This is a genomic window from Delftia sp. PX-1 (assembly GCF_055797465.1).
In genome coordinates this window covers 4209474-4234393 of the sequence record NZ_CP184763.1, presented here as the reverse complement: position 1 = coordinate 4234393, position 24920 = coordinate 4209474, and the positions used below count along the sequence as shown (strand labels likewise).

The 24920-nt window shown below is 69.9% G+C and carries 19 protein-coding genes; 10 read left to right on the top strand and 9 right to left on the bottom strand.

What is annotated here, in order from left to right:
- The first annotated feature begins 6 nt into the window (after window positions 1-6).
- A complete protein-coding gene (locus ACN20X_RS19420; protein ID WP_313282412.1) occupies window positions 7-1515 on the top strand; it encodes a Y-family DNA polymerase in 1509 nt (502 codons plus the stop codon).
- Window positions 1508-4894, top strand: a complete 3387-nt coding sequence (locus tag ACN20X_RS19415; protein WP_473209760.1) for an error-prone DNA polymerase — start codon at window positions 1508-1510, stop codon at window positions 4892-4894. The genes ACN20X_RS19420 and ACN20X_RS19415 overlap by 8 nt, the downstream gene beginning before the upstream one ends.
- Before the next feature lie 35 nt (window positions 4895-4929).
- Here the strand turns inward: ACN20X_RS19415 and tsaA are convergent, their stop codons facing one another.
- The 8 genes from tsaA to ACN20X_RS19375 all read right to left on the bottom strand — a co-directional run bounded on the left by tsaA (window position 4930) and on the right by ACN20X_RS19375 (window position 14063).
- Window positions 4930-5424, bottom strand: a complete 495-nt coding sequence (gene tsaA, locus ACN20X_RS19410; RefSeq protein WP_046241890.1) for a tRNA (N6-threonylcarbamoyladenosine(37)-N6)-methyltransferase TrmO — start codon at window positions 5422-5424, stop codon at window positions 4930-4932.
- A complete protein-coding gene (locus ACN20X_RS19405) occupies window positions 5421-5786 on the bottom strand; it encodes a winged helix-turn-helix domain-containing protein (RefSeq protein ID WP_016446251.1) in 366 nt (121 codons plus the stop codon). Before ACN20X_RS19405 ends, tsaA begins: the two co-directional genes overlap by 4 nt.
- Before the next feature lie 339 nt (window positions 5787-6125).
- On the bottom strand, window positions 6126-8384 hold the full coding sequence (locus ACN20X_RS19400; protein WP_473209759.1) for an AsmA family protein: 2259 nt from the start codon (window positions 8382-8384) through the stop codon (window positions 6126-6128).
- Window positions 8385-8531: 147 nt separating this feature from the next.
- Window positions 8532-9878, bottom strand: coding sequence for an MFS transporter (locus ACN20X_RS19395; protein WP_473209758.1), 1347 nt, complete (start codon window positions 9876-9878; stop codon window positions 8532-8534).
- A gap of 37 nt (window positions 9879-9915) precedes the next feature.
- A complete protein-coding gene (locus ACN20X_RS19390; protein ID WP_047216962.1) occupies window positions 9916-11235 on the bottom strand; it encodes an MFS transporter in 1320 nt (439 codons plus the stop codon).
- 121 nt (window positions 11236-11356) lie between these two features.
- Window positions 11357-12235 carry an SMP-30/gluconolactonase/LRE family protein gene (locus ACN20X_RS19385; protein ID WP_016446247.1) on the bottom strand — a complete coding sequence of 293 codons (879 nt, stop codon included), beginning with the start codon at window positions 12233-12235 and terminating at the stop codon, window positions 11357-11359.
- Between the two features lie 46 nt (window positions 12236-12281).
- Window positions 12282-13214: a 3,5-dioxohexanoate:acetyl-CoA acetone transferase gene (gene kce / locus ACN20X_RS19380; RefSeq protein WP_197943630.1), complete on the bottom strand. Its 933-nt coding sequence runs from the start codon at window positions 13212-13214 to the stop codon at window positions 12282-12284.
- A gap of 54 nt (window positions 13215-13268) precedes the next feature.
- Window positions 13269-14063, bottom strand: coding sequence for an SDR family oxidoreductase (locus tag ACN20X_RS19375; protein ID WP_063325543.1), 795 nt, complete (start codon window positions 14061-14063; stop codon window positions 13269-13271).
- 138 nt (window positions 14064-14201) lie between these two features.
- Here ACN20X_RS19375 and ACN20X_RS19370 point away from each other — a divergent pair, with 138 nt between their 5' ends.
- From ACN20X_RS19370 to ACN20X_RS19335, 8 genes are all read left to right on the top strand, one after another.
- Entirely contained in the window at window positions 14202-14957 is a 756-nt protein-coding gene (locus ACN20X_RS19370) for a GntR family transcriptional regulator (RefSeq protein ID WP_192366692.1), read from the top strand.
- 64 nt (window positions 14958-15021) lie between these two features.
- The gene (locus ACN20X_RS19365) at window positions 15022-15249 is read left to right on the top strand and encodes an AbrB/MazE/SpoVT family DNA-binding domain-containing protein (RefSeq protein ID WP_012206056.1); all 228 of its coding nucleotides are present in this window, start codon (window positions 15022-15024) and stop codon (window positions 15247-15249) included.
- Window positions 15246-15662, top strand: a complete 417-nt coding sequence (locus tag ACN20X_RS19360) for a putative toxin-antitoxin system toxin component, PIN family (protein WP_473209757.1) — start codon at window positions 15246-15248, stop codon at window positions 15660-15662. The genes ACN20X_RS19365 and ACN20X_RS19360 overlap by 4 nt, the downstream gene beginning before the upstream one ends.
- A 12-nt stretch (window positions 15663-15674) precedes the next feature.
- Window positions 15675-16592 carry a pseudouridine synthase gene (locus ACN20X_RS19355; protein ID WP_473209756.1) on the top strand — a complete coding sequence of 306 codons (918 nt, stop codon included), beginning with the start codon at window positions 15675-15677 and terminating at the stop codon, window positions 16590-16592.
- A gap of 106 nt (window positions 16593-16698) precedes the next feature.
- Window positions 16699-17247 carry a TetR/AcrR family transcriptional regulator gene (locus ACN20X_RS19350; RefSeq protein WP_016446240.1) on the top strand — a complete coding sequence of 183 codons (549 nt, stop codon included), beginning with the start codon at window positions 16699-16701 and terminating at the stop codon, window positions 17245-17247.
- 1 nt (window position 17248) lies between these two features.
- Window positions 17249-19024, top strand: coding sequence for an MFS transporter (locus ACN20X_RS19345; protein WP_016451598.1), 1776 nt, complete (start codon window positions 17249-17251; stop codon window positions 19022-19024).
- 29 nt (window positions 19025-19053) lie between these two features.
- A complete protein-coding gene (locus ACN20X_RS19340) occupies window positions 19054-20259 on the top strand; it encodes an HlyD family secretion protein (protein WP_473209755.1) in 1206 nt (401 codons plus the stop codon).
- Complete coding sequence (locus tag ACN20X_RS19335; RefSeq protein WP_473209754.1) at window positions 20256-21710, top strand: efflux transporter outer membrane subunit; 1455 nt, start codon at window positions 20256-20258, stop codon at window positions 21708-21710. The genes ACN20X_RS19340 and ACN20X_RS19335 overlap by 4 nt, the downstream gene beginning before the upstream one ends.
- Here ACN20X_RS19335 and ACN20X_RS19330 read toward each other — a convergent pair whose 3' ends face one another.
- Complete coding sequence (locus ACN20X_RS19330) at window positions 21711-24911, bottom strand: molybdopterin dinucleotide binding domain-containing protein (protein WP_473209753.1); 3201 nt, start codon at window positions 24909-24911, stop codon at window positions 21711-21713. It abuts the gene before it with no gap.
- Window positions 24912-24920 lie beyond the last annotated feature (9 nt).

The following is a 24920-nucleotide window of genomic DNA, read 5'->3' as shown; positions in this document are numbered from 1 at the left end:
GATGCCATGGCACAGCCGAATCAAGCACTGCACTGGATTGCCTGGCCGCTGCATGCCGCGCAGGGCGATGGCCAGGGCAACGGCGACAGTGATGGCAAAGGCAGTGCCTGCGCGCAGCAGGCCTGGTGGGCCCTGCGCTGGACGCCGCGCGTGGCCGTCTGGCAGGGCGCAGGGCAGGCCGTGGCGCTGATGGAGGTGGGCAGCGTGGAGCGCCTGTGGGGCGGCCGCCAGTCCATGCTGCTGGGCCTGCTGCGCGCTCTGCGTGAACAGCAGCCTGACACAGGGCAGGCAGGCAGCCCGCAGATGCCGGTCTGGGCCCGGGCCGCCACGGCCTGGCAGGCGCTGGCGCGTCTGCGCTGGCGCATGCAGGGCGACGGCCTGCGCCAGCCCTGGCCGCCTGCCGATGCCCTGCCGATCTGGACCCTGCCCGCGCTCGAACCCCATGCGCCGGCCCTGGAGCGCATGGGCTGCCGCCGCTGGGGCGAGCTGCGCGCCCTGCCGCGCGCGGGCCTGGCGCGGCGCATCGGGCTGCCGGCCCTGCTGGCGCTGGACCAGGCCTATGGCAGCAGCCCCCATGCGCTGGACTGGCTGGAGCTGCCCGAACACTTTGCATTGCGCGCCGACCTGGGCTATCCGGCCAGCGACGCCCAGGCCCTGCTGCAGGCCGCCCGGCCCCTGCTGCGTGCGCTGCAGGCCTGGCTGCAGGCCCGCCACCAGGGCGTGCTGGGCCTGCAACTGCGCTGGCACCACGATCTGCGGCGCGTGGACGGCACGCAGCTGCCGGCCTGGGAAGCGCTGGACATCCGCACGGCCCGGCCCGCCCAGGCGCTGGAGCACATGGAGCGCCTGCTGCGCGAACGCCTGGCCCGCACGCCCTGGCGCGCGCCTGCGGACATGCTGGAGCTGGTGGCGCTGGACACCGCGCCTTTCGCGGCCGATGCCGGCAGTTGCCTGCCACCGGCCGCGCCCGGTCCGGCGCCGCTGGGCGAGGCGGCAGGCGCGACAGATGGGGCAGGCGCGGCCAGCGGCATGGCCTGGCATGAATGGGTGGAGCGCGTCTCGGCCCGCCGTGGCGCGCAGGGCGTGCGGGTGGCGCAGCTGCAATCGGACCACCGGCCCGAGGCCATGCAGCGCTGGACCCCGGCCTGCGAGGCCCTGCAGACCCCGCAGGCACCGCGGCGGCCCGCGCACGCGCGCAAGGCGGCCAACCCCTGGCAGGGCCTGCTGCCGCCCTGGCTGCTTGATCCGCCCCAGCCCCTGCTCCTGCAGGGCAGCCGCCCTTGCTGGCAGGGGCCGCTGCAATTGCTGGCCGGCCCCTATCGGCTGGAGGCCGGCTGGTGGGGAGAGCCGCAGGCCGATGCGGCGCTGGCCGTGCGTGACTATTTCGTGGCCAGCAACGCGGCTGTCGGCCATGTCTGGATCTACCGCGAGCGCGCGCCTGCATCGGAGCGGCTGCCAGGCATGCCGGCCCTGCTGTCGCCCGCCGCCTGGTTTGCGCAAGGCATCTATGGCTGAACAGGACATCCTGCTGGAGCCGCCGCCCCCGCACCTGCAGCGGCTGCAGCCCCCGCCCCAGGCCACCGGGCCGGTGGCCGGCATGGCATCGGGCCCGGGCCTGCCCGGCTATGCGGAGCTGCACTGCCTGTCGAACTTCAGCTTTCTGCGCGGCGCCTCTTCGCCGGCCCAACTGGTGCAGCGCGCCAAGGCCCTGGGCTACCAGGCGCTGGCCCTGACCGACGAATGCTCGGTGGCCGGCGCCGTGCGGGCCTTCGAGGCTGCACGCGACTGCGAGATGGCCCTGATCCATGGCAGCGAATTTGCCTGGGGCCCGCTGCGCGTGGTGGCGCTGGCGCGCGATCTGAACGGCTGGGGCAACCTCTGCGAGTTCATCAGCGCAGCGCGCGCCCGTGCCGACAAGGGCCAGTACCTGGTCGATACCGACAGCCCCTGGCATCTGCTGCGTGAAGGCTGCGAATGCATCGTCCTGCCACAGCGTGCGCTGCTTCCAGCCGGCGATGTGCCCGCCATCGCCCAGGCCGTGCAGGCCACCGTGGCGCAACTGGGGCCGGGCTGCTGGCTGGGCGTGGAGCTGCTGCTGGCGCCCGACGACAGCCTGTGGCTGCAAAGCCTGCAGGACGTGGCAGGGTTACTGGGCCTGTCCTGCGTGGCCTGCGGCGACGTGCACATGCATGCGCGCTCGCGCAAGCCGCTGCAGGACCTGGTGACGGCGCTGCGCCTTGGCTGCACGGTGGCCGAATGCGGCTTCGAGCTGCATCCCAATGCCGAGCGGCATCTGCGCTCACGCTTGCGGCTGGGCGGCATCTATCCGCGCGCCATGCTGGATGCAACCTTGCAGATTGCCGCGCGCTGCGATTTCAAGCTCAGTGAGATCAGCTACCACTATCCGCAGGAAAGCGTGCTGCCCGGCATGGACGCGCGCCAGACCCTGGCCTGGCATACCTGGCAGGGAGCGGCGGGGCGCTATCCGCAAGGCATTCCCGAATCGGTCGCCAAGCAGTTGAAGGATGAGCTGGAGCTGATCGCCGAATGCCGCTACGAGATGTACTTTCTCACCGTGCACGACATCGTGCGCTATGCGCGCAGCGAAGGCATCCTGTGCCAGGGGCGCGGTTCGGCCGCGAACTCGGCCGTCTGCTATTGCCTGGGCATCACGGCCGTGGACCCGAACAAGACCACGCTGCTGATGGCGCGCTTCATCAGCCGCGAGCGCAGCGAGCCCCCAGATATCGACGTGGACTTCGAGCACGCGCGGCGCGAGACCGTCATCCAGTACATCTACGAAAAATACGGCCGCGGCCGTGCGGCGCTGACGGCCGTGGTCAGCTGCTGGCGCACGCGCGGTGCGCTGCGCGATGCGGGCAAGGCCCTGGGCGTGGATGCGGTGCTGATCGACGCCATGGCCCGGCAGCACCACTGGTTCAGCGATGCCGAGGACCAGGCGGCCGAGCCGGAGCCCGAACCCGATGACCCCGCCCTGGGCTGGGTGCGCTCCAAGCTGCTGCGCCTGGCCCGGCTGCGCGAGCGGCTGGGCGACGACTGCCCGCAACTGTCGCCCCAGCGTGCGCGGCTGTGGCTGGAGCTGGCCTTGCAGCTGCGCGACAGCCCGCGCCACCTGAGCCAGCATGTGGGCGGATTTGTGCTGACCGACGGGCCGCTGACGCGGCTGGTGCCCGTGGAGCCGGCCGCCATGGAGGGCCGCTCGGTCATCCAGTGGGACAAGGACGATCTGGACACCATGAAGCTGCTCAAGGTCGATGTGCTGGCCCTGGGCATGCTCACCGTGCTGCGCGGCAGCCTGCACGCGCGCGCCGCGCTGCGCGGCCCGCGCTGGGAGCTGGCCGACATTCCCAAGGACGACCCGGCCACCTACGACATGATCTGCCGCGCCGACACCGTGGGTACCTTCCAGATCGAGAGCCGGGCGCAGATGAGCATGCTGCCCCGGCTGCGGCCGCGCGTGTTCTACGACCTGGTGGTCGAGGTCGCCATCGTGCGGCCCGGCCCCATACAGGGCGGCATGGTCCATCCCTATCTGCAGGCGCGCGAGCGCAGGGACCAGGAAGGGGAACTGGTGTTGGAGAAGCCCGAACTCAAGCAGGCGCTGGAGCGCACGCTGGGCGTGCCCATTTTCCAGGAGCAGGTCATGCAAATCGCCATGATCGCGGCGAATTTCTCGGCGGGGGAGGCCGACGAACTGCGCCGCTCCATGGCCGCCTGGCGGCGCAAGGGCGGCATACACCATTTCGAGCGCAAGCTGATCGAGGGCATGCTGGCCAAGGGCTATAGCCCGGAATTCGCCCACGCCATCGTCCGCCAGATCCAGGGCTTCGGTGAATACGGCTTCCCAGAAAGCCATGCCTACAGCTTCGCCATGCTGGCCTATGCCAGCGCCTGGCTCAAGCGCCATGAGCCGGCCTGTTTCCTCATGGCCCTGCTCAATGCCCAGCCCATGGGCTTCTACACCCCCTCGCAACTGATCCAGGATGCGCGCCGCCACGGCGTGCGCGTGCTGCCCGTCGATGTGCGCCACAGCGACTGGGACTGCACGCTGGAGGCGCCGCACGAGCGCATTGCCGGCGTCGAGCTGCCGCAGCCGGCCGTGCGCCTGGGGCTGTGCATGGTGGCGCAGCTGCCAAAGACTTCGGGCGAGCGCGTGGCCCAGGTCCGCGCGCAGGCACCGTTCAGGAGCACCGAGGACCTGGCCCTGCGCGCCCGGCTGCAGCGCGCCGAGCTGCAGGCCCTGGCGGCGGCCGATGCGCTGCAGGGCCTGTCAGGCCACCGCCGCCAGCAGATGTGGGATGCGGCGGCCCTGCAGGTGCAGCCCCCGCTGTTCGCGGGCGTGCCCGTGCACGAGGCGCCCGTGCAACTGGCCGCCGCGCCCGAGGGCGAGGAAATCCTGTTCGACTACGCGGCCACGGGCCTGAGCCTGCGCCGCCACCCGCTGGCCCTGCTGCGTGACCGCCTGCGCCGCCACGGGCTTCGCACGGCGCTGGAGCTGCGCGACACGCTGGCGGGCATGCGCGTGCGGGCCTGCGGCATCGTCACCGTGCGCCAGCGCCCGCCCACGGCCAAGGGCACGGTCTTCATCACGCTGGAGGACGAGACGGGCACGGTCAACCTGGTGGTCTGGCCCGATACCGTCACGCGCTGGGGCGAGCCCTTGCTGGGCGCGCGGCTGCTGGCGGTCGAGGGCATCTGGCAAAGCAGCTCTGACTGGGGCGGCGGCAAGGACTGCGGCGAGTCAGTGCCTGCAGAGCAGGCCAGCCAGGAGGTGCCCGCCGTGCGCCATCTCATCGTGCACCGCGCCCGCGACATGAGCCGCTGGCTGGGCCGCCTGGGCGGCGCCGGCGTGGCGAGCCGCAATTTCCACTGAGGGCTGTTGCCGTTGCTGCGGCTGCCGAAGCAGGCTCAGGCCATGCGGGCGTCGGCGCGGATGTCGGGCATCTGGTCGATACGCTTGCCGAACCAGCCTATGCGCTCGGTCTGGCGCACGTCCAGCCTGGGCACGTAGGGCTTGATGTCGAGCACGGGCGTGCCGTCCAGCATGTCGTTGCCCAGGAAATGCAGCAGCAGTCCTTCGCGCCGCACCAGACGCACGATGGACAGGCCCAGCCGGTTGGGCCGCGCCGGGGCGCGTGTGGCGAACACGCCGTGGCTGCGGTCGTCCATGAAGGGCACGACTTCCAGTTTTTCCACGGCCTGGTGCAGGTGGGTGATGAGGATCAGGTAGTCAAAGCCTTCGATGTCGCGCAGCCCGGCCTCGAACTCGGGCAGCAGCTCCACGCGGCCTGCCTCGTCGGCCGCGCCTGCCGTCTGTATGGGCATGCCCACCGGATCGGTGAAGCGGCTGCGCACATGGCCGATGGGGCGGCAGCCTATGCCTTGCGCGGCGGCATCGCTCATGCGCTGGCGGTGCCCTGGGGATTGAGCAGGCGCGTCAGCGCTGCGATATCGGCCGCAGCCGCCATGCGCGACGTGGTTTCTATGGAGCGGTAATGCCTGACGATGGCCTCGCCCGTGGCCGTGAGCGAGGCGCCGCCGCCATGGGCGCCGCCTGCGCTGGTGTTGACGGCTGGCGTCTGCAGCGCGCGGTTCATCTCGTCCACGAGCACCCAGGCGCGCCGGTACGACATGCCCAGCGAGCGGGCTGCGGCCGAGATGGAGCCCGCCTCGGCGATGGATTCGAGCAACTGCACCTTGCCGGGTCCGATGGCAATGGTGCTGTCGTTGTATACGCGCAGGCGGAACTGGACTTTGGAGGACATGGGAGAAGGGCTGGGCACGGCAAAAGCGGGTTAACGGCGAAGGTTAAGCGAAATCAACGGTCTGCGCCGCGATGGGGCTAAGGGGAAATACGCAATGCATGGCCTGCTACAGCGGGGCGGGTCATATGCGCTGTGCGCCGCCGCCGTTCGCAACGGCTGTGGCCCTCATGGTACTGATGGCTCGCACGGTCGGCGTTGCCACTCTTGCCAGACTGCACGCTGGCCCAAGCCCCGGCTCACATAGGCGCGCGGTGATCATGGTCTTGCTGGCCAGCGCCTGGGGACGGCCGTTCGTGGCGTTCCCAGGGCGCGCTGCAGCTGAAGGCCGGGCAGGCCTTCCTACTTCTTGCCGGCGTCTGCCAGCAGGCGCTGGCATTGCGCATCTTCCTCGGCAGCCGGCACCGTCAGCGGCACCAGGGCCAGGGCGGCGGGTGCCACCACGGCGGCGGCCACGGCCGCGCCCGCACGCAGCAGCAGCGGGCCGGGCTCCACGCCCACCTTGGGGTTGGCGAAGCTGCCGCGCACATACAGGGGCGTGCGCAGCGAGAAGAACTTCCACTTCAGCGATTCGGGCTTGATGTGCAGATCCATGGTCTCCTGCGCCAGGCTGATCTGGCCTGTGGCCTCCACGATCGCCTCCGGCGTCGCCAACTTGACGTTGCGCGTGCGTGCCAGGCCGTTCTGCACGGACAGGTCGGCCACGGCGCAGTTGAGCTGGACTTCCTTGTCGGCACCGAACAGCTTGGTCACCACCACGCTGCCCAGGTTGAGCGCGGCCAGGTCCAGCAGTTGCTTGCTGAAGCGCCCGTCGCGCACATACAGGCGCATGTCGCCGGAGCTGGTGCCCAGCCATTCGGCCATGGACTGGCCTCGGCCCTCCAGGGCGATGGCGCCATCCATGCTGCCCAGGCTTTTCTTCATCAATTCGATCTCGGGGAACAGGGCCGACAGCTGCAGCCCCTGGACCTTGCCCTGGAGGTTGGCCTTGGGCGGCTTGGCGCCGCTGTCCACCATGGCCTGCAGGTCCAGCTTGCCCTTGGCCATGCCGAAGCGCAGCGGCGCCAGGCGCAGCACACCGTTGTCCATGACGGCATGTACGCTGAAGTTCTCGATGGGCAGGGCCTGGGGACGCTCGATGCGGTCACTCTGGAAGTGCACATCCATATCCATGGCATTCCACTTGCTCGTGTCGAAGCGCTGCGTGGGCAGGGTCTTGCCGCTGGCCGCCTGCCGGCTTTTCTGGTCCTGCCTGGTGGACGGTGCTCCTACCACCGGCCCCAGGTCGGCCAGGCGCAGCTTGCGCGATGCCAGCTCGCCGCTGAGCTTGGGCCGGGGCTTGCCGGATGCGTAATGCAGCGAGCCGCGCAGATCGCTCTGGCCCACGCGGCCCTCGAAGTTTTCGTAGTCCCACTCGGCGCGGCCGGGCTGCAGGCTGCCGACCAGATGGCCGTTGGTGTCGAAAGGCGGTGTGCGCGGCAGCAGCAGGCCGGTCAGTGGGAACAGGTCGGCCATGCTGGAGCCGCGCAGGTGCACCTGCAGGTCCATGCCCTTGAGTGCCCTGGGATTGTCGAGAATGCCCTCGGCCCGTGCGCGCAGGCTGCCCGCATGGGCCCACAGCTTGACCGGAAAGCGTGCCTGCTCGCTTTGCAGGTCCAGCACGGGGCCGATGAGGCCCTGGGCCTCGACCGTGGCCTTGGCGATGCGGCCGGTCAGGCCGACGCGCATGCCATACGGAAAGTCTGGACTGGGCGGCCGTACAAGGCTGTCCAGGCGTGCGCGCACTGCCATCTGGCGCACGCCATCGCTCCAGCCCACCAGGCCGCCGCGCAGGCTCAATTGCGTCACTTGGAAGCGCCAGCGCGGACCGGTGGACTCGGGGCGCTTGAAAGTCCAGTTGTTGCTGCCGTCCTTGCGCCGTGCAAAGACCAGGTCAGGCCCTTCGAGCTGCAGATGGTCCAGCAGCACGTGCCGGCCCAGCAGCGGCCACAGCCGCAGGCTGGCCGTGGCGCGGGCTGCCGTGGCCATGGTGGCGGCGTCGCGCGGGGGAGGGGCCATTTTTTCGTCGGCCAGGACGATGCTGTCGCTGTCGATACTGGGCGCGGAAGGGCTGGCCTGCGAGTCCTTGTCCTTGTCCTTCGCCTTTCCCCTGGGTTGTTCCTTGGCTTTCTCCTCGGGCAAGCGGCCCTTGTTCAACTGGTCGGGCGGCGCAGGCAGGGCTGGCAGCTCGCCACTGCCCTTGGCCGGCTCCTGCTCCACCTGCCAGCCTTCGGGCTGGCCCAGCGTCAGCTGCTCGGCCTGGACGGTGACGCCAGGAATCCAGTGACGCCAGCCCTGGTCCAGGGGCTGGGGCCAGTTCCATTGCACCCGCAGGTCGCCTTCAATCGCGAAATGCCGGCCGGTGCTTTCACTGACCCGCTCATTGATCCAGGGCTTGGCGCGGTTCCAGTCATAGGTGGCAATCAGGACCACGACCAGCGCCAGCAGCAGCACCAGTGCCGAGACCATCCACACGAGGATGCGCAGCCAGCGGCGGCGCGGCGGGCGGGGTGTGGGCTTGGATGCCGGCGTGGGGGAGCTGTCGGTCGCTGTGTCGGTCATGGCGCAGGGGGCCGCTAAATGGGGTTCGGTCCATCCTATCGCCATGAAAACGCTTGCCAAGGCCCGGGACGCGCTGGCGGGCAGCCGGCAGGCCCGCATACAGGAGATTGACCTACAGCGCGGCCTGCGGCGGGGAAGGCGCCATCATCACGGCGTCTCCTGGCCCTGGCGCAGCCGGGTGGATGCCAGGGCGGCCACCACCAGCAGGCCCGCCATGATGAACAGGCCGTTGCGCGTGCTGCCCGTGGCCTGTTCGATCATCCCCATCACCGTGGGGCCGATGAAGCCGCCCACCAGGCCGCAGGTATTGACCAGGGCTATGCCGCCCGCCAGCCCCGCGCCCGCCAGCCGCGAGGCGGGAAACAGGAAGACCACGGACTGCACCACGAAGAACATCAGCGCCGTCAGGCTGAAACCCAGCAGGCCCAGGGCGGGCGAGGCCCTGCCCGCCAGCGCGGCCACCAGCAGGCCGGCGGCCATGGTGGCCAGGCCCGCCAGCAGCATGCGCCGGCAGCGCTGCGGGTGGGTGGCAAAGCGCGGCAGCCAGGCCGCACCGATGGCGGCTGCGATCCAGGGCACGGAGTTGAGCGTGCCGATCTGCAGCGGCGAGAGCTGGCCGTAGGTGCCGATGATGCCCGGCAGGAAGAAGATCACCGTGTAGATGCTGATCTGGTGGCAGAAGTAGACAAGGATGGCCAGCCAGATCTGGCGGTCGCGCAGGCAGTCCCGGAGCGAGTGGCCCACCTGGCCGGCGCTGGCCTGCTGGTCCTGCTCGGCCTGCAGCCGTTGCAGTACCTCGCGCGATTCGGCGGCTGTCAGCCAGGGCGCGCTGGCCGGGCCGTCTGGCAGCTTCTTCCAGACCACCCAGGCCAGGGCCACGGCGGGCAGGCCCTCGATCACGAACATCCACTGCCAGCCGTGCCAGCCCAGGAAGCCGTCCATCTGCAGCAGCGCGCCGCCCACGGGGCCGCTGAGGATGTTGGCAATGCACACGCCCAGCAGGAAGTAGCCGATGGCGCGGGCCCGTTCCTCGCGGCCGAACCAGTAGGTCAGGTAGAGCATCACGCCGGGGAACAGCCCCGCCTCGGCAGCGCCCAGTAGCACGCGCATCACGTAGAACGAGGTCTCTCCGGTGATGAAGGCCATGCCGGCCGACAGCAGGCCCCAGGTCACCATGATGCGGGTGATCCAAAAGCGCGCACCCACCCTGTGCATGATGAGGTTGCTGGGCACTTCCAGCAGCGCATAGCTCAGGAAGAACAGCCCCGCGCCCAGGCCGTAGGCGGCCGCCGAGATGCCCAGGTCCACCTCGATGTGCGACTTGGCCAGCGCGATATTGGTGCGGTCTATGAAGCTGATCACATAGGACAGCACCAGCAGCGGCATCAGCCTGCGGAAGATGCGGGCGTTGAGCAGCGACTGCCTGTCGCCGGCGGCAGGCTGCGGCCGTGCGGGCGGCGCGTGAACAGGGGAGGGCGATGGGTGATGGACCATGGCAAATCCTTGGAAAGATGGGTGGAGGAAAGCGGAGTCAGGCGGTGGCTGTGGAAGCGGCGTTGCCGCGCGTGCCCAGCTGCAGGGCCACGCCGCCCAGCGCGCAGCCGGCCATGACCAGGAAGCACAGGGCATAGCCGCCGGGGCTGGTCCAGCCGCCGCCCAGGGCGATCAGGCTGCCCATCAGCACGGGCGCGATGCCGCCGCCCACGAACATGGCGGTGGTGATGATTCCGTTGGCCGTGGAGGTGGCTGCGGGCTGGGCGCAGTCCGAGGCCACCGCGTAGTAGATGGGCCAGACCGCATTGGCGACCAGGCCGAACAGCAGCTGCATCACCACGACCAGGGCCATGGTGTCGGCGAAGTAGAAGGCGCCCACGCTGGCGGCCATCCACAGGCCGCAGATCACCAGGGTGACGCGGCGCCCGATCACGTCCGACAGAGCCGGCCAGACCAGCTGGCCCAGGATGCCGGTGAGCGTGAACACCACGCTCATGCCTGCCGATTCGGCCAGCGACAGGCCCATGATGTTGTAGAGGTAGGCCGGCAGCACCACGTTGATGCCCATGTAGACCACCTGCGTGAGCAGGGTGTTGCCAGCTGTCAGGGCGATGCTGCGGTTGGCCAGCGTGCTGCGCAGGGTGCGCCAGGCCTGGCCTTTTTCCACCTGCGCCGCCACGCTGGCCTGCGGCGGGGTCATGCCCCGGGCGGCGATGTCGGCATACAGCAGTTCCATCTTCTGCGGCGTGGAGTAGCGCGCCCAGAACCACATCAGCGGGATGGCGACGACCAGCGCGACAAAGAACACATAGCGCCAGTTCTCCTCGCCGAAGGCGTACAGCACAAAGCCGGCGACCAGGCCGCTGAGCATGGCGCCCACCGGATAGCCCGTGTGGTGGGCGCCCAGCGCGAAGCCGCGCCGCTCCACCGGCCACCATTCGGCGGTGTTGCTCACGCCCACGGGCTCTCCCCAGCCGGCGCCCAGGTTGACGCCGACGCGCAGCGCCACGAAGCCCGCCAGGCTGCCGCTCAGCGCCTTGAAGCCCGAGGCGAACGACAGCGCCGTATAGCCCAGCACCAGGGGCACCTGAAAGCGTGCGCGCTTCCAGCCCGCGCCGTAGCGGTCGCTCCAGATCGCCCCGGGAATGTCCAGCACGGCCAGGGCCAGCATCACGATGGTGGCCACCGTGCCCCATTCGTCGGCCGACAGGCCGAAGTGCCGGGAGATGGTCGGCCCCAGTCGCAGCACGATCTCGCGGTCGTAGGCATTCAGTACCCAGATCAGCCAGCAGACCAGCAGGGATACCCATGAATAGCGGTGGATCTGGCGCAGCGAAGCGCGCGGGGCCTGGGCCATGACAGTCTCCCGGGCACCAGCGGTGGGTGCCGTTTCATTGTTGTGTGGATGAAGGCGCCGCTTCGCGGGGCGGGCGGCGTTGCGGTGCGAAGGCTCCGGGCCTGCATGCCCGGCTCCGTGCTCAGGCGCCGAAGCGCTGCTCGGGCAGGCCACGCACGCCCAGCCCCTTGACGGCAAACAGCGCGCCGCGGGACTGGCCGTCGCCCGGGAAACGCGGCAACGGCGGCTTGCCCATGGAGGTGACGTACAGCGTGTCGAGCCCGGGCCCGCCGAACATCACGCTGGTCACCTTGCGCACCGGCATCTCTATCACCCGGTCCACCCGGCCGTCCGGCGTGTAGCGCACCAGCTGGCCCGCGTACACCAGGGCCTGCCACAGGCAGCCTTCGGCATCGACCGTGGCCCCGTCGGCCGCGCCGCCACCGCTGGTGTCGACCGGGGCAAAGGTCCGGCGGCCGCTGGCATGGCCCGTGGCCGTGTCGTAGTCGTAGGCCCGGATCTCGCCGCTCCACGTGTCCGAGAAATAGAGCGTCGTGCCGTCCGGGCTCCAGCACGGGCCGTTCGAGCAGATGATGCCCTCGTCCAGCACATGCAGGCTCAGGTCCGTGTCCAGCCGGTACAGCCGCGCCGAAGGCTGCTCCTCCAGGGTGTCCATGGAGCCGAAGACGAAGCGGCCCTGCCGGTCCACCTTGCCGTCGTTGAGCCGGTTGCCGGGAAGGTGGGACTCGGGGGCGACGACCAGCTCCAGCTCGCCGCTTTCCAGGTCCAGCGTGTGCACGCCGCCGTGCAGCGCCACCAGGGCCGAGCGGCCGTCGCGGCGCAGTGCCATGGAGCCAATCTTCTGGCCGACTTCCCAGGCGCGCAGTTCCCGCCCGTCGGCCGTGCAGCGGAAGATGCGGCCGTCGAAGCTGTCTATCCAGTACAGGCGCTGCTGCCCGACGTCCCACAGCGGGCCTTCGCCCAGCGTGGTCTTGAGGTCGGCGACGATATCGATCTGCATGGGAGTCTCCTGTTCGGTGGCATGGGGGCTGGCCCGGGAAGGCGATTCAGAAGGCCACGTTGGCCGCACCCTTGAGGCCCAGCATCCGGCGCGCCTCGTCAGGCGTGGCGACGTCGACATTCAGGGCCTCGAGCACGGTGCGGATGCGGCGCACCTGCTCGGCGCTGGAGGTGGCCAGCTGCCCCGGGCCTATCCACAGAGAGTCTTCCAGCCCCACGCGCACATGCGAGCCCATGGCCGCGCCCATGGTGGCCAGCGGCAGCTGGTTGCGCCCGGCGCCCAGGATGGACCACTGGTAGTTGCTGCCCAGCAGGCGGTCGGCCGTGCGGCGCATGTGCATCAGGTCCTCCGGGTGGCCGCCGATGCCGCCCAGGATGCCGAACACCGACTGCACGAACACGGGCCCCTGCACCAGCCCCCGGTCCACGAAATGCGCCAGGTTGTGCAGGTGGCTGATGTCGTAGCACTCGAACTCGAAGCGCGTGCCCTGGGCCTGGCCCAGCCGCAGGATGCCTTCGATATCGGCAAAGGTGTTCTTGAAGACCAGGTTGCGGCTGTTTTCCAGGTGCTCGCGCTCCCAGGCGTGTTCCAGGTTCGGGAAGCGCTCCAGCATGGGGAACAGGCCGAAGTTCATCGAGCCCATGTTCAGCGAGGCCAGCTCGGGCTGGAACTCGGTCACGGGCCGCATGCGCTCTGGCACCGTCATGTGCGGGCTGCCGCCCGTGGTGATGTTGACGATGGCATCGCTCTCGGCACGGATCGCCTTGAGAAAGGGGCGGAACAGCTCAGGGTCCTGCGAAGGGCGCCCGTCGCGGGGATCGCGGGCATGCAGGTGCACGATGGCGGCGCCGGCCTCGGCGGCATCGATGGCGGCGCGCGCAATCTGCTCGGCCGTCACGGGCAGGTGGGGCGACATGCTGGGCGTGTGGATGGCGCCCGTGGGCGCGCAGGTGATGATGGCTTTGGTGCGGGTGGCCATGGAAGGTCCTTGCGAACGGTGAAAAGACGAGAGGAGGGGAGGAGGAGAGGGCGCTCAGCTCAGCGCCTGGGTCAGGCCATCGACGGCCAGCTCCTGGCCCGTGACATGGCCGGCCAGCGGGCTGGCGGCAAACACGGCCATGTTGGCAATGTCGCGCGCCGTGGCCATGCGGCCCAGCGCGGCCTGGTGCGTGTAGCTGCGCGTGACGTCCTCCAGCGGCAGGCCGCGTGCCTGCGCCTTGGCGGCAATCACGTCGCGGATGCGCGGGCCGTCCACGGCGCCCGGCAGGATGGCGTTCACCCGGATGCCGTCGGCGCCCAGCTCCAGCGCCAGCGACTTGGTCAGGCCGATCACAGCCCACTTGGACGCCGAATAGGCCGTGCGGCCCGGCATGCCCAGGTGGCCTGCCGCCGAAGACAGGTTGACGATGGCCGCCTGCCGGCCCTCGCGTGCCGATTGCCGGAGCCGGGGCACGGCCAGCCGCGTGCACAGGAAGGCGCCGGTGATGTTCACATCCAGCGTGCGCTGCCAGTCGGCCAGGTCCAGCGTCTCCACCGCGCCCGTGGGGCCGGCCACCCCGGCGTTGTTGACGAGGATGTCCAGGCCGCCCAACTCGTTGTCCACGGCCTTGAACAGGGCCTGCACCTGCAAGGCATCCGACACATCGGCAAGACGGCCGCTGGCGCCGGGCAGGGCGGCAGCCAGCGCATCCAGGCTGGCCTGGGCCACGTCACAGACCATGACGCGCGCGCCGGCCTCGGCAAAGGCGCGGCTGATTTCCAGGCCGATTCCGGCGGCGCCCGCCGTCACCAGGACGCGCTGGCCGGCCAGAAGATCGTTTTTCCACATGCGGGGACTCCTTGGGAACTCAAACAAAGGTGAAAGGGATTCGGGTTGGGTTTGGATTTTGTATCTGTGATCACAGATCAAATATGGTGAATACCCTATGCGGCATGACAGAGGCGGCACCGCGCTACCATCGCCGCCATGGCCATCAACGAACTAGTCACCCCACTCAAACGGCAGACCCTCAGCAGCGATGTCTATGCACAGCTCAGGGAATTGCTGATCACGGGCCAGATGATTCCGGGCGAGCAGATCTCGCTGCGCACCACGGCCAGCGCGCTGGGCGTCAGCGTCATGCCCGTGCGCGAGGCCGTGCACCGGCTGGTGGCCGAGCAGGCACTGGAACTCACGCCCAACCGCGCGCTGCGCGTGCCCTTGATGACGGAAAGCGCCTTTCGCGAGATCACGCGCATCCGCGTCAACCTCGAAGGCCTGGCCACGGAGCAGGCGGCACGGCAACTGCCGGCCGCCGAGCTGGAACGCATCGCCGCACTGCAGGATCGCTTTGCGGCCGAGATGGCCAGCGCCTCGCCGGACGGCGCGCGGCTCATCGCCTTCAACAAGGATTTCCACTTCGCCGTCTACAGCGCGGCCGGCATGCCCATGCTGCTGCAGATGATCGAGGCGCTGTGGCTGCGCATAGGTCCCATCCTCAACCACGACATGCGCTCGGGCTCGCGCCGCGTGAGCGAACAGGTGGCGGTCGGCCACCATGCGCGCCTGGTCGAGGCGCTGCGGCGCGGCGATGCGCCAGCCGCCAAGGAGGCGCTGCGCGGCGACATCGAAAGCGCGGCCGACTACATCGTTTCGGCGGGCGTGCTGGTGACGGCGGACAGCGGGTTGAACGGCGTGAGTGGACTGAGCGGGCCAGCCTCGCCAGGTGAAGAAGCCCGGTGAGACGCAGAGGAATGAGGTAAGGAAGTAAGATTTCCGTGTTTTCTCTCATTTGCAGGAGCCGGCCATGCTTGCCAAATTGACGTCGAAGAACCAGATCACCCTGCCCAAGGCCGTGGTGTCCGAGGTGGAGGCCGCAGAGTATTTCGAGGTGGCCGTGGAAAACGGCCGCATCGTGCTCACGCCCGTGCACGTGCAGCGTGTCCAGCGCGCACAGGCCGTCCGCGACAAGCTGCAGCAGATGGGCATCACCGAAGAGGATGTGCAGGAGGCGACCTCCTGGGCGCGCAAATGATGCGTGTCGTCCTGGACACCAACGTCGTGCTCTCGGCATTGCTGTTCACGTCGGGCCGTCTTGCGTGGATACGCCGGGCCTGGCAGCACCAGCAGTTGAAGCCCCTGGTCTGCAGGGAAACGGCCAGCGAACTGCTGCGTGTGCTCGCCTATCCGAAGTTCAAGCTGTCAACGGCCGAGCAACAGGCCTTGCTGGAGGATTTCCTGCCCTGGGCCGATGTCGTCACACTGCCGCAGCCCTGGCCTGCATTGCCGCTGTGCCGGGACGACAAGGACCAGGTGTTCCTGGTGCTGGCGCATGTAGGCCGGGCCCGGGCGCTCATCACCGGCGACGGCGACCTTCTGGCGCTGCGAGACAGCTTTCCCGGCCTGATCGTGACGCCCGATGAGTGGGTAGCGCTGCACAAGCGCTGAGGGCAGGAATCCATGCACAACGCCCACGACCCCAAGGTTCTTCCCATACGCGACGGCGTCAGCCCCAGCTGCGTGGTGCTGCCCAGCCAGGGCGGCGGGTTGCTGATCGATTTTCTGGCCGAGCGCCTGCCGGCCGTGGCGCGCGAGGACTGGCTGCGGCGCATGGCGCAGGAAGAAGTGGTGGACGAGCACGGCCGTGCCGCCCATGCAGGCACGGCGTTTGCGCCGGGCCTGCGCTACTACTACTACCGCGAGCTGCAGGCCGAGCCGCCCATTCCCTTCGAGGCCGAGGTCATCCACCGCGACGCGCATCTGCTGGTGGCCGACAAGCCGCATTTCCTGCCCGTGGTGCCGGCCGGCAGGTACCTGCAGCAGACGCTGCTGGTGCGGCTCAAGCGCGAGTTCGACCTGCCCGAGCTGTCGCCCATCCACCGCATCGACCGCGACACGGCGGGGCTGGTGGTGTTTTCGGTGCAGCGCGCCACGCGCGGCATCTACCAGGCGCTGTTCCGCGACCGCGCCATCCACAAGACCTACGAGGCCGTCGCGCCCTGGCGCGAGGACGTGGTTTTTCCGCGCACGCATGAAAGCCGCATGGAGGAAAGCGGCCATTTCTTCCGTATGCACGAGGTGGCCGGCACGCCCAACACCCGCACCCACATGCAGGTGCTGGAGCAGCACGGCCGCTGGGCGCGCTACCGGCTGGAGCCGGAAAGCGGCAAGCGCCACCAACTGCGCGTGCACATGGCCGCCCTGGGACTGCCGCTGTGGGGCGACGGCTTCTATCCCGAAGTGCATGACTTGCCCGAGGGCGACTACTCGCGCCCACTGCAGCTGCTGGCGCGCAGCCTGGCCTTCACCGATCCTCTGGACGGCCAGTCGCGGCGCTTTGACAGCCGCCGCCAGCTGCTGCCGCTGACCGACCTGTAGAGGCCTTGCCGCTGCCGGAAACCGCTGGCTTTTTTGCCCATGGCCACGCCATGGGATAGGCTGGTTGCGGACATTTAACGGACAACTTTGTCCGATAATTGTCCGCATGACTTCCAAAAGACCCAGTGCCGATATCCGCCGCGCCCAACTGCTGGACGCGGCCGATGCCGTGTTTTCCGAGCATGGCGTGACCGCGCCGCTGGACCTGGTGGTCGAGCGCGCCGAGGTCGGCCGCGCCACGCTGTACCGGCAGTTTCCTGACCGGCGTGCGCTGATGCTGGCGCTGCTGGAGCGTTCGCTGGACAGCATGCGCAGCGCGGCCGAAGCCATGGCCGAGGACGACGATGCCTTCTACAAGCTGCTGTCGCGCCTGGCCGAGCGCATTGCGGTCTCGGCCCCCATCACCGATTACTGGCGCACCGTGGAGCGCGGCGACGAGGTCATCGCCCAGGCCCGCGTTGCCATGTGGCAGATCTTTCGGCCGGCCATGGACCGGGCCGTGGCCTGTGGCCATTGCCGCCAGCCGCTGACGCAGGCCGAGCTGTCCCTGGTCTTCGGCATGCTGGGCGCCTCGCTGCGCGGCGAGACGCCGCAGCAGCGGCGCACGCTGGCGCGCAAGGCGCTGCAGATCGTCTGGCAAGGCCTGAAGGCCTGACATGGCCACCACACCCACCCCACCGGGGCCCGTGCTGCCCCCGTCGCCCCCCGTCGTCTACCTCAAGCCCCCGCCGGACTGGGAAGAGCATGAAAAGCCCAGCCTGCCGGGCTCGCCGTCCATGCCGCTGCACCAGCCGGCCGTGCGCGCCGCCTATGGCCTGATCGCCGTGCTGGTGGCGCTGACGGGCGGCCTGGGCAATGCACTGTTCACGGCCAACCTGCCCACCATTCAGGGCCAGATGGGGCTGACGTCTTCCGAGGCCGCCTGGCTGACCGGCGCCTACGTCATGCTCAACATGACGGCCAACCTGCTGGTCTACAAGTTCCGCCAGCAGTTCGGCATGCGGCTGTTCGCCGAGATCGGCCTGGGCCTGTATGCGCTGCTGACGCTGCTGCACCTGGTGCTGGGCAGCTACACCAGCCTGCTCATGCTGCGCGCGGCCAGCGGCCTGGCGGGCGCCACCTGCAGCACGCTGGGCACGCTCTACATGCTGCAGGCCGCGCCGCGCAAGCATGTGCTCAAGATGCTGGTGATCGGCGTGGGGCTGGGGCAGATCGCCACGCCGCTGGCCTGGATCCTGTCGCCGGGCCTGCTGTTCAACAGCGAGTGGCACAACCTCTATCTGTTTGAGGCCGGCCTGGCCCTGATCTCGTTCGCGGGCGTGGTGGTGCTCAAGCTGCCGCCGGGCGTGCATATCCGCAGCTTCGAGCGGCTGGACTTCCTGACCTTCTTCCTCATGGTGCCCGGCGTGGGCCTGCTGATCGCCGTGCTGGTGCAGGGCTACAACCACTGGTGGCTGGACACGCCCTGGCTGGCCTGGATGCTGATCGGCTCCATCGTCCTGCTGAGCGTGGCGCTGTACATCGAGCACCACCGCCGCAATCCCATGCTGCAGACGCGCTGGTTCGTGCTGGCGCCCACGGTGCGCTTCGTGATCGGTGCGCTGCTGCTGCGCTTTCTGACCACCGAGCAGACCTATGGCGTGATCGGCATGCAGCGCATGCTGGGCATGACGGTGGACCAGATGCAGCCGCTGTTCATCGTCATCCTGCTGGGCACCATCGCGGGCATTGCCGTGTCGGCGCTGACCTTCGGGCTGGAGAACATGGGCAAGCAGATCGTGGGCTCCATCGTGCTGTTCGCGCTGGCGGCCTGGCTGGACCACAGCCGCACCAGCCTGGCCCGGCCCGAGGACTTCTTCGGCAGCCAGTTCCTCATGGCCGTGGGCGCGGGCCTGTTCATGGGGCCGCTGATGCTGATCGGCGTGGTGCAGGGCCTGAAGTTCGGCGCGCACTACATGCTGACGGCCATCGTCACCATCTCCATGACGCAGGCCATGGGCGCGCTCATGGGCTCGGCCCTGCTGAGCACCTACCAGATGCACCGCGAGCAGGTGTATTCGGCCGCCATCGTGGCCGATGTCGATCCCACCGACCCCATCGTGGCCGACCGCCTGCGCCTGCAGCAGCAAAGCCTGGCCCGCGTCATTGCCGACCCGGCCCTGCGCGCGGCCCAGGGCACGGCCCAGCTGGCGCAGGCGGCACGCCGCGAGGCCAATGTGCGCGCCTACAACGACGTGTTCGCCCTCACGGCCGGCGTGGCCGTGCTCTACCTGCTGTGGACGCTGGCCCTGGCCGGCCGCGCACGCCAGCGCGCCTTCGTGGAGCGCATGCGCGCCGCCGCTGCCGATGCCTCGGCCATGCGCGGCACCGATGCCGCCGCGCCGCAGGACGCGCCGGGCCAGCCGCCCACCCAACCCGTCGCCCGCGCCTGAAACCGTTCGCCCAGAGAAAAGACAACAACATGAGTGACTCCGAAAATTCCAATGGCGGCACGGCCGCCTCTGCCTCGCCTGCGCCGGCTCCCGCTGCGGCGCCTTCGCCCTCGCCTTCGCCTTCGCCTTCGCCCAAGCTCATCAAGCCCTCGCTGCGCAGCGTGCTGGTGATGCTGGTGGTCGCACTGGCCGGCGTGCTGCTGGTGCTGCGTGCCTGGAACCTGTTCCCCTTCGCGGGCACCGTGGTCAGCACCGACAACGCCTATGTGCGCGGCGCCGTCACCGTGCTCGCTCCCCAGGTCAGCGGCTATGTGACCGAGGTGCTGGTGCAGGACTACGAGAACGTCAAGGCCGGCCAGCCCCTGGTGCGCATCGACGCACGCACCTACGAAGCCGCCCAGGCCCAGGCCCAGGCCCAGCTGGCCAATGCCCGCGCACAGCTGGCCAATGCCGACCAGACCCAGGCCCAGAACCGCGCCACGCTGGGCGCCAGCCGCGCCGGCCTGGCGGCGGCGCAGGCCGAATCCGACCGCGCCGCAGCCGAGCTGCAGCGCGTGCAGGCGCTGTCCGAGCGCGGCTCCGTCTCGCTCAACGAGCGCGACAAGGTGCGTGCCACCGCGCGCCTGGCGGCCACCAACGTGGCCAAGGCCCAGGCCGACATCGAGATCAACGCCCAGAAGATCAAGGCGACGACGGTGAACCGCGCCTCGCTCGAAGCCCAGGTCCAGATGGCCGAGGCCCAGCTGCGCCAGGCCCAGATCAACCTGGACAACACCGTGGTGCATGCGCCCGGCGATGGCCAGGTCAGCGAGGTCGGCGTGCGCCGGGGCCAGTACGTCACGGCCGGCTCCCAGCTCATGTACGTGGTGCCGCACACGCTGTGGGTGGTGGCCAACTTCAAGGAAACCCAGACCGCCCGGGTGCGCATAGGCCAGGCAGTGCGCTTCAGCGTCGATGCGCTGGGCGGCGCCCACCTCACGGGCCGCGTGCTGGAGATCGCGCCGGCCACGGGCTCGGAATTCAGCGTGCTCAAGGCCGACAACGCCACGGGCAACTTCACCAAGGTCGTGCAGCGCCTGCCGGTCAAGATTGCAATCGATCCCGACCAGGAGCTGGCCGCGCGGCTGCGCGCGGGCATGTCGGTGGTGGTGCGGCTGGATACGGCGCAGCCTGAGCCCCAACCCGCACGGCAACCCGCACAGCAGCCCGCACCCCAACCGGAGGCTCGCCCATGACCGCCCGCGCACTGGCCATGGCCATGGCCTGCGCTGCCGCGCTGGCCGGCTGCAGCGTGCCGCCGCTGAGCACCGCGCCTGAAGCGGCCCGGCCCGCCGTGCCCGCCCAGTGGAGCGGGGCAGGGCAGGAGCCGGCCGCCGCCGTCCAGGCATCGTGGTGGCAGGCCTTTGGCGATCCGCTGCTCACGCGCTGGGTGGAGCTGGCCCAGTCCCGCAACAACGATGTGCTGCTGGCCCTGTCGCGCGTGGATGAGGCGCGGGCCAACCTGGATGTGGCAGGCGCCGCGGGCCTGCCCCAGCTCTCTGCCACGGCCGGCGCCTCCACGGGCCGCAGTCTGGGCGCGCGGGGCTTGGCGCACACGCGCTCGGTTCAGCCCGGCCTGCAGGCCAGCTGGGAGCCTGATCTGTGGGGCCGCATCGCCCACCTGGAAAAGGCCGCTGCCCTGCGCCTGCAGGCCAGCGAGGCCGACCGCGACGCCGTGGCCCTGGCCGTGGCCGCCACCACGGCCCAGGCCTATGTGGGCCTGCGCTCGCTGCAATCGCAGCTGCAAGTGGCCCAGGCCACGGCCCGCTCGCGCGAACAGGCCCTGCGCCTGGCCGATGAGCAGGCGCGCGTCGGCTACACCTCGCAATTGCAGCTCACCCAGGCCCAGGCCGAGCTGCAGGGCGTGCAGCAGGCCGTGGAGCAGCTGGAGCTGTCGCTGGCGCGCCAGCGCACGGCGCTCCTGCTGCTGGCCGGTGGCGAGGGTGACGAGCAGGCAGCCGCGCTCATGGCAACAACCGACAGCCAGTCCGCTGCGCTGGGCGCACCGCCGCCTGCGCCGGCCGCCGGCCTGCCTTCTGCCTTGCTGCAGCGCCGCCCCGACATTGCACGGGCGCAGCTGCAACTGGCGGCCGCTGACGAAAGCCTGGCCGTGCAGCGCACCGCCTTCCTGCCCCAGGTCTCGCTGACGGCCAGCGCCGGCAGCCTGCTGGTCAACGCCCTGCAATACCACCCGGCCACGGTCTGGGCCCTGGGCGGCAGCGTGCTGGCGCCGCTGTTCACGGGCGGCCGGCTGCAAGGGCAGTTCGACGCCGTGACCGCCCAGCGCGACCAGGCCGCCTATGCCTACCGTGGCGTGGTGATCAAGGCCCTGGCCGATGTGGAAAACGCCCTGGTCGGCACCCGGCGCCTGCAGTCGCAGTGGCAGCACGCCAGCGAGCGCGAGGCGGTGCTGCAGCGCTCCCTGGGCTTTGCCAAGGACCGCTACGAGGCCGGCTACGCCAGCTACCTGGAAGAGCTGGACGCACAGCGCAATCTCTACCAGGCCCAGCAGGAAGTCATACGCCTGCGCCAGAGCCAGCTGGAAAACGCCATTGCGCTGTACCAGGCGCTGGGCGGCGGCTGGCAGGCCGCCACCACACCAGTGGCCGCACCCGTCGCTGCACCTGTCGCCAGCCCCGCCCGCTGATCAGACCTTCTCGATGCGCGCAGGCAGCCCCTGGCGCACCGCGGCGCCCGACACCCAGTCCACCCACACGTTTTTGCAGCCGGGCCGCGTGGGATCGGCAAAGCCCAGGTCGTTGAGGTTCACGCCATTGGCATGCTCGGCGTTCACCGGCATGGGCTGGCCGTCAATGCTGTGGCGGCCCGCGCCCAGCTCGCGGTGGCCGTAGCCGTGCTCGATGGCCACGGTCCCCGGCATCACGCCGTCGCGCACCATGGCCACGGCCGTCACCGCGCCGCCCGGCGTGCGGATGCGCACCGTGTCCCCGTTGGCGATGCCCAGCCGCTCGGCGTCATCGCGGTGCAGGGACACCGGGTTGTGCGGATGCACCTGGCGCAGCCGCGAGACGGCAATCGACATGGAACTCATCAGGTTGGACTTGTACGAGGTCAGCAGCAGCGGCCATTGCTGCTCGCCGAAATGCGTGCGCATGGCGCTGCCGTCGGCCAGCCGCGCCGGATACCAGGTGGGGCAGCCGCTGTAGCGCTCGCCCGTCATGGCGTGGCGCATGCGGGCCAGCTCCTCGCTCCAGACCTGCAGGGCAGGCGCGTGGGCCTTGCGGGTGTGGCCGTCCTTCCAGGCGTCCTCGATGCGGTCGAAGCGCCCGCCGCGCGTCAGCAGCATGGCCACCTGGCGCCATTCATCGTCCTTCAGGCGCTGGCGCAGCGCGGGCACCAGCCTGTCCACGCCGGTGATGGCGATGTCGTCATCGCTGGCCGCCGGCACGGGCTTGCCGCCTGCCCAGGCCACGTTGGCCAGGGCATGGATGAAGAAGTCCTCGGCCGAGCGCAGCGCATGGGGCTGGCCCTGGGCGTCCTTGATGGCGGCCTCGCCAAAGCCGGGCAGGCCCAGCCGTTCTGCCACGGCGAAGAGAAAGCTCTCCACGTTCACGGGCTGGCCGCCGGCCGTGCGCGCCACGGCGGGCTGCACCACGGGCCAGCGCACGGTGGAGCTTTTGGCCACCACGTCGGCCCAGGGCGCCGAGATACCCCAGCTCTCGTAGGTCACGGTATCGGGCACGATGAAATCGGCCAGCGCGCTGGTCTCGTTGATGAAGGGATCGATGGAGACGATCAGCGGCAGCTTCTTCGGGTCCTTGAGATCGTCCACCAGCGCGTTGCGAAAGCCCGCAATGCCGTAGACGGGGTTGCTCATGTGGTTGATCCAGGCCTTGGCGCGATAGGGGTAGCCGGCCAGCGCACTGGCCAGCATCTCGCTGGACAGGCCGCCCACGGCCGGGTACCACGGGGCCTGGGCGGCGGGGTAGTCCTTCGCGCCATCTGGCTGGCCCTCGCGCTTGCGCTGGAATTCCGCGCTTTTCTCGTAGGGCTGTCGGTGGCGTGACAGCGCCAGGCCGCGCGGCTTGACCTTGCCGTCGAAGTTGGCGAAGTCGTAGCGCGGGCCGGGGCCGAAGGGGCCGAACGGGCCGGCATCCAGCACCAGGCCGCCCTGCACGTTGAGGTTGCCCACCAGGGTGTTGAGCATGCTGATGGCGTAGGCGGTGTAGAACCCCGCGCCGCTCATGGTGCCGCCATGCGCATCGGCCACGGCGCGCTTGCCATGGCTGGTGAACTCGCGCGCCAGCGCCTCGATCTCGCCGCGCGCCACGCCGCACAGCGCTGCGTATTCGTCCAGTGTCTTGAGGCTGGCCTGCTCGTGCAGCTTGGCCAGCGAGGAGCAGACCGACAGCTCGGGGGCCTGGTCCGCGCCTTCGGCCTTCAGGCCGGGCACGGCCACGCGGGTGCGCACCATCAGCTGTGCAGGCTCGGCCTGGGTGTGCGGCGCCAGGTGGCCATCGGCACGCTGCACCACGAACACATCCTGGGCCGGCTTGCCGTCTTCGGCTGGCGCGGGCAGGGCCCAGCCCAGGTCGGCGCCGCGCAGAAAGCTGCCATGGCGCGGGTGGCCGGGCTCGTTGACCAGCAGGTGCGTGGCATTGCTCCAGGACGCCTCGCCCGCCGCCTGCATGGCGGCCGGGCCGGGCTGGGCGAGAAAGCCCGTGTCATGGCGCGCCTCGTCCAGGATGACGCGGATCAGCGCCATGGCCAGGGCCAGGTCGCTGGCCGGCTTGACGGCCAGCCAGCGGTTGCCGCTGCCCGCAGCCAGGCTGGACGAGGTGGGCAGCACGGGCGAGACCACCACGTAGCGGAACCGGTTGTCCTCGCGCGAGCGGGCCTCGGCCAGTTCGCGGCCCTGGCGCTGGAAGGGGTTGCCGGACTGCGCGGGTGCCGCGCCGATGAACAGGCCGAAGCTGGCATGGCTCCAGTCCGGCTTGCCGTGCGGCATGCCGGGCAGGTCGCCCAGGGCCGCTGCCGCACCCACGCGAAAACTCTGGCCGCAGTAGGCGCCGTGGTTGCTGACGTTCACGGTGCCGAAGGACGGCCCCGCAAAGCGGCGCAGCAGCTGGGCGCGGCCTTCGTTGGAGGCGTCGGTCACCAGCAACTGGTTGGAGCGCGGGCCGAACTCGGGGTTGTCGGCGTCCAGCGGCGTCTTGGGGTCCCAGATGGCGCGCAGGCCATCGACCTGGCCTTCGCCGAACAGATTGCCGCCCTCGCAGACTTCCTGCACCAGCTGCTCGAAGGAAATGCTCTGCCAGCGGCCGCTGCCGCGCGGGCCCACGCGCTTGAGCGGGGTGAGCACGCGGTGCGGCGCACTCTGGTGCTCCAGCATGGACGAGCCGCGCGCGCAGGACGTGGCCCGGCCCTCCAGGCCCAGCTCCTTGCCCAGTTTGGCGTAGACCTCGCGCACGGGTTCTTCCATGGCGGCCGGGCGCGTGGTGGCCAGCGGGTGGTAGGGGTTGCCTGCCACGCGCAGGATGCGGTTGCTGGCGGTATCGACACGCACGCGCACGCCGCACTGCGTCCAGCAGCCCAGGCAGCTGGACGGGCTGACCACCTGGCCGGGCTGGGTGGCGAGCGCGCCCGTGGCCGGGTCGATGCGGAACTCGGGCGTCAGCGAATTGCCGCGCGTGGCGCTGGCCGTGGGCGTGCCCGAGCTGCCTGTCACCAGGCCCTTGGCGCCACGTGCCAGCGTCTCGCCGTAGCCGGCCGCAAAGGCGGCCAGCCCACCGGCGGTGAGTCCGCCGCGCAGCAGCAGGCGGCGGCGGGCGGCCTCGGCATCCAGGGAATCTTCGGGGGCTTGGGGGAGCTTCTTCTTGTCGGTCATGAAAGGCTT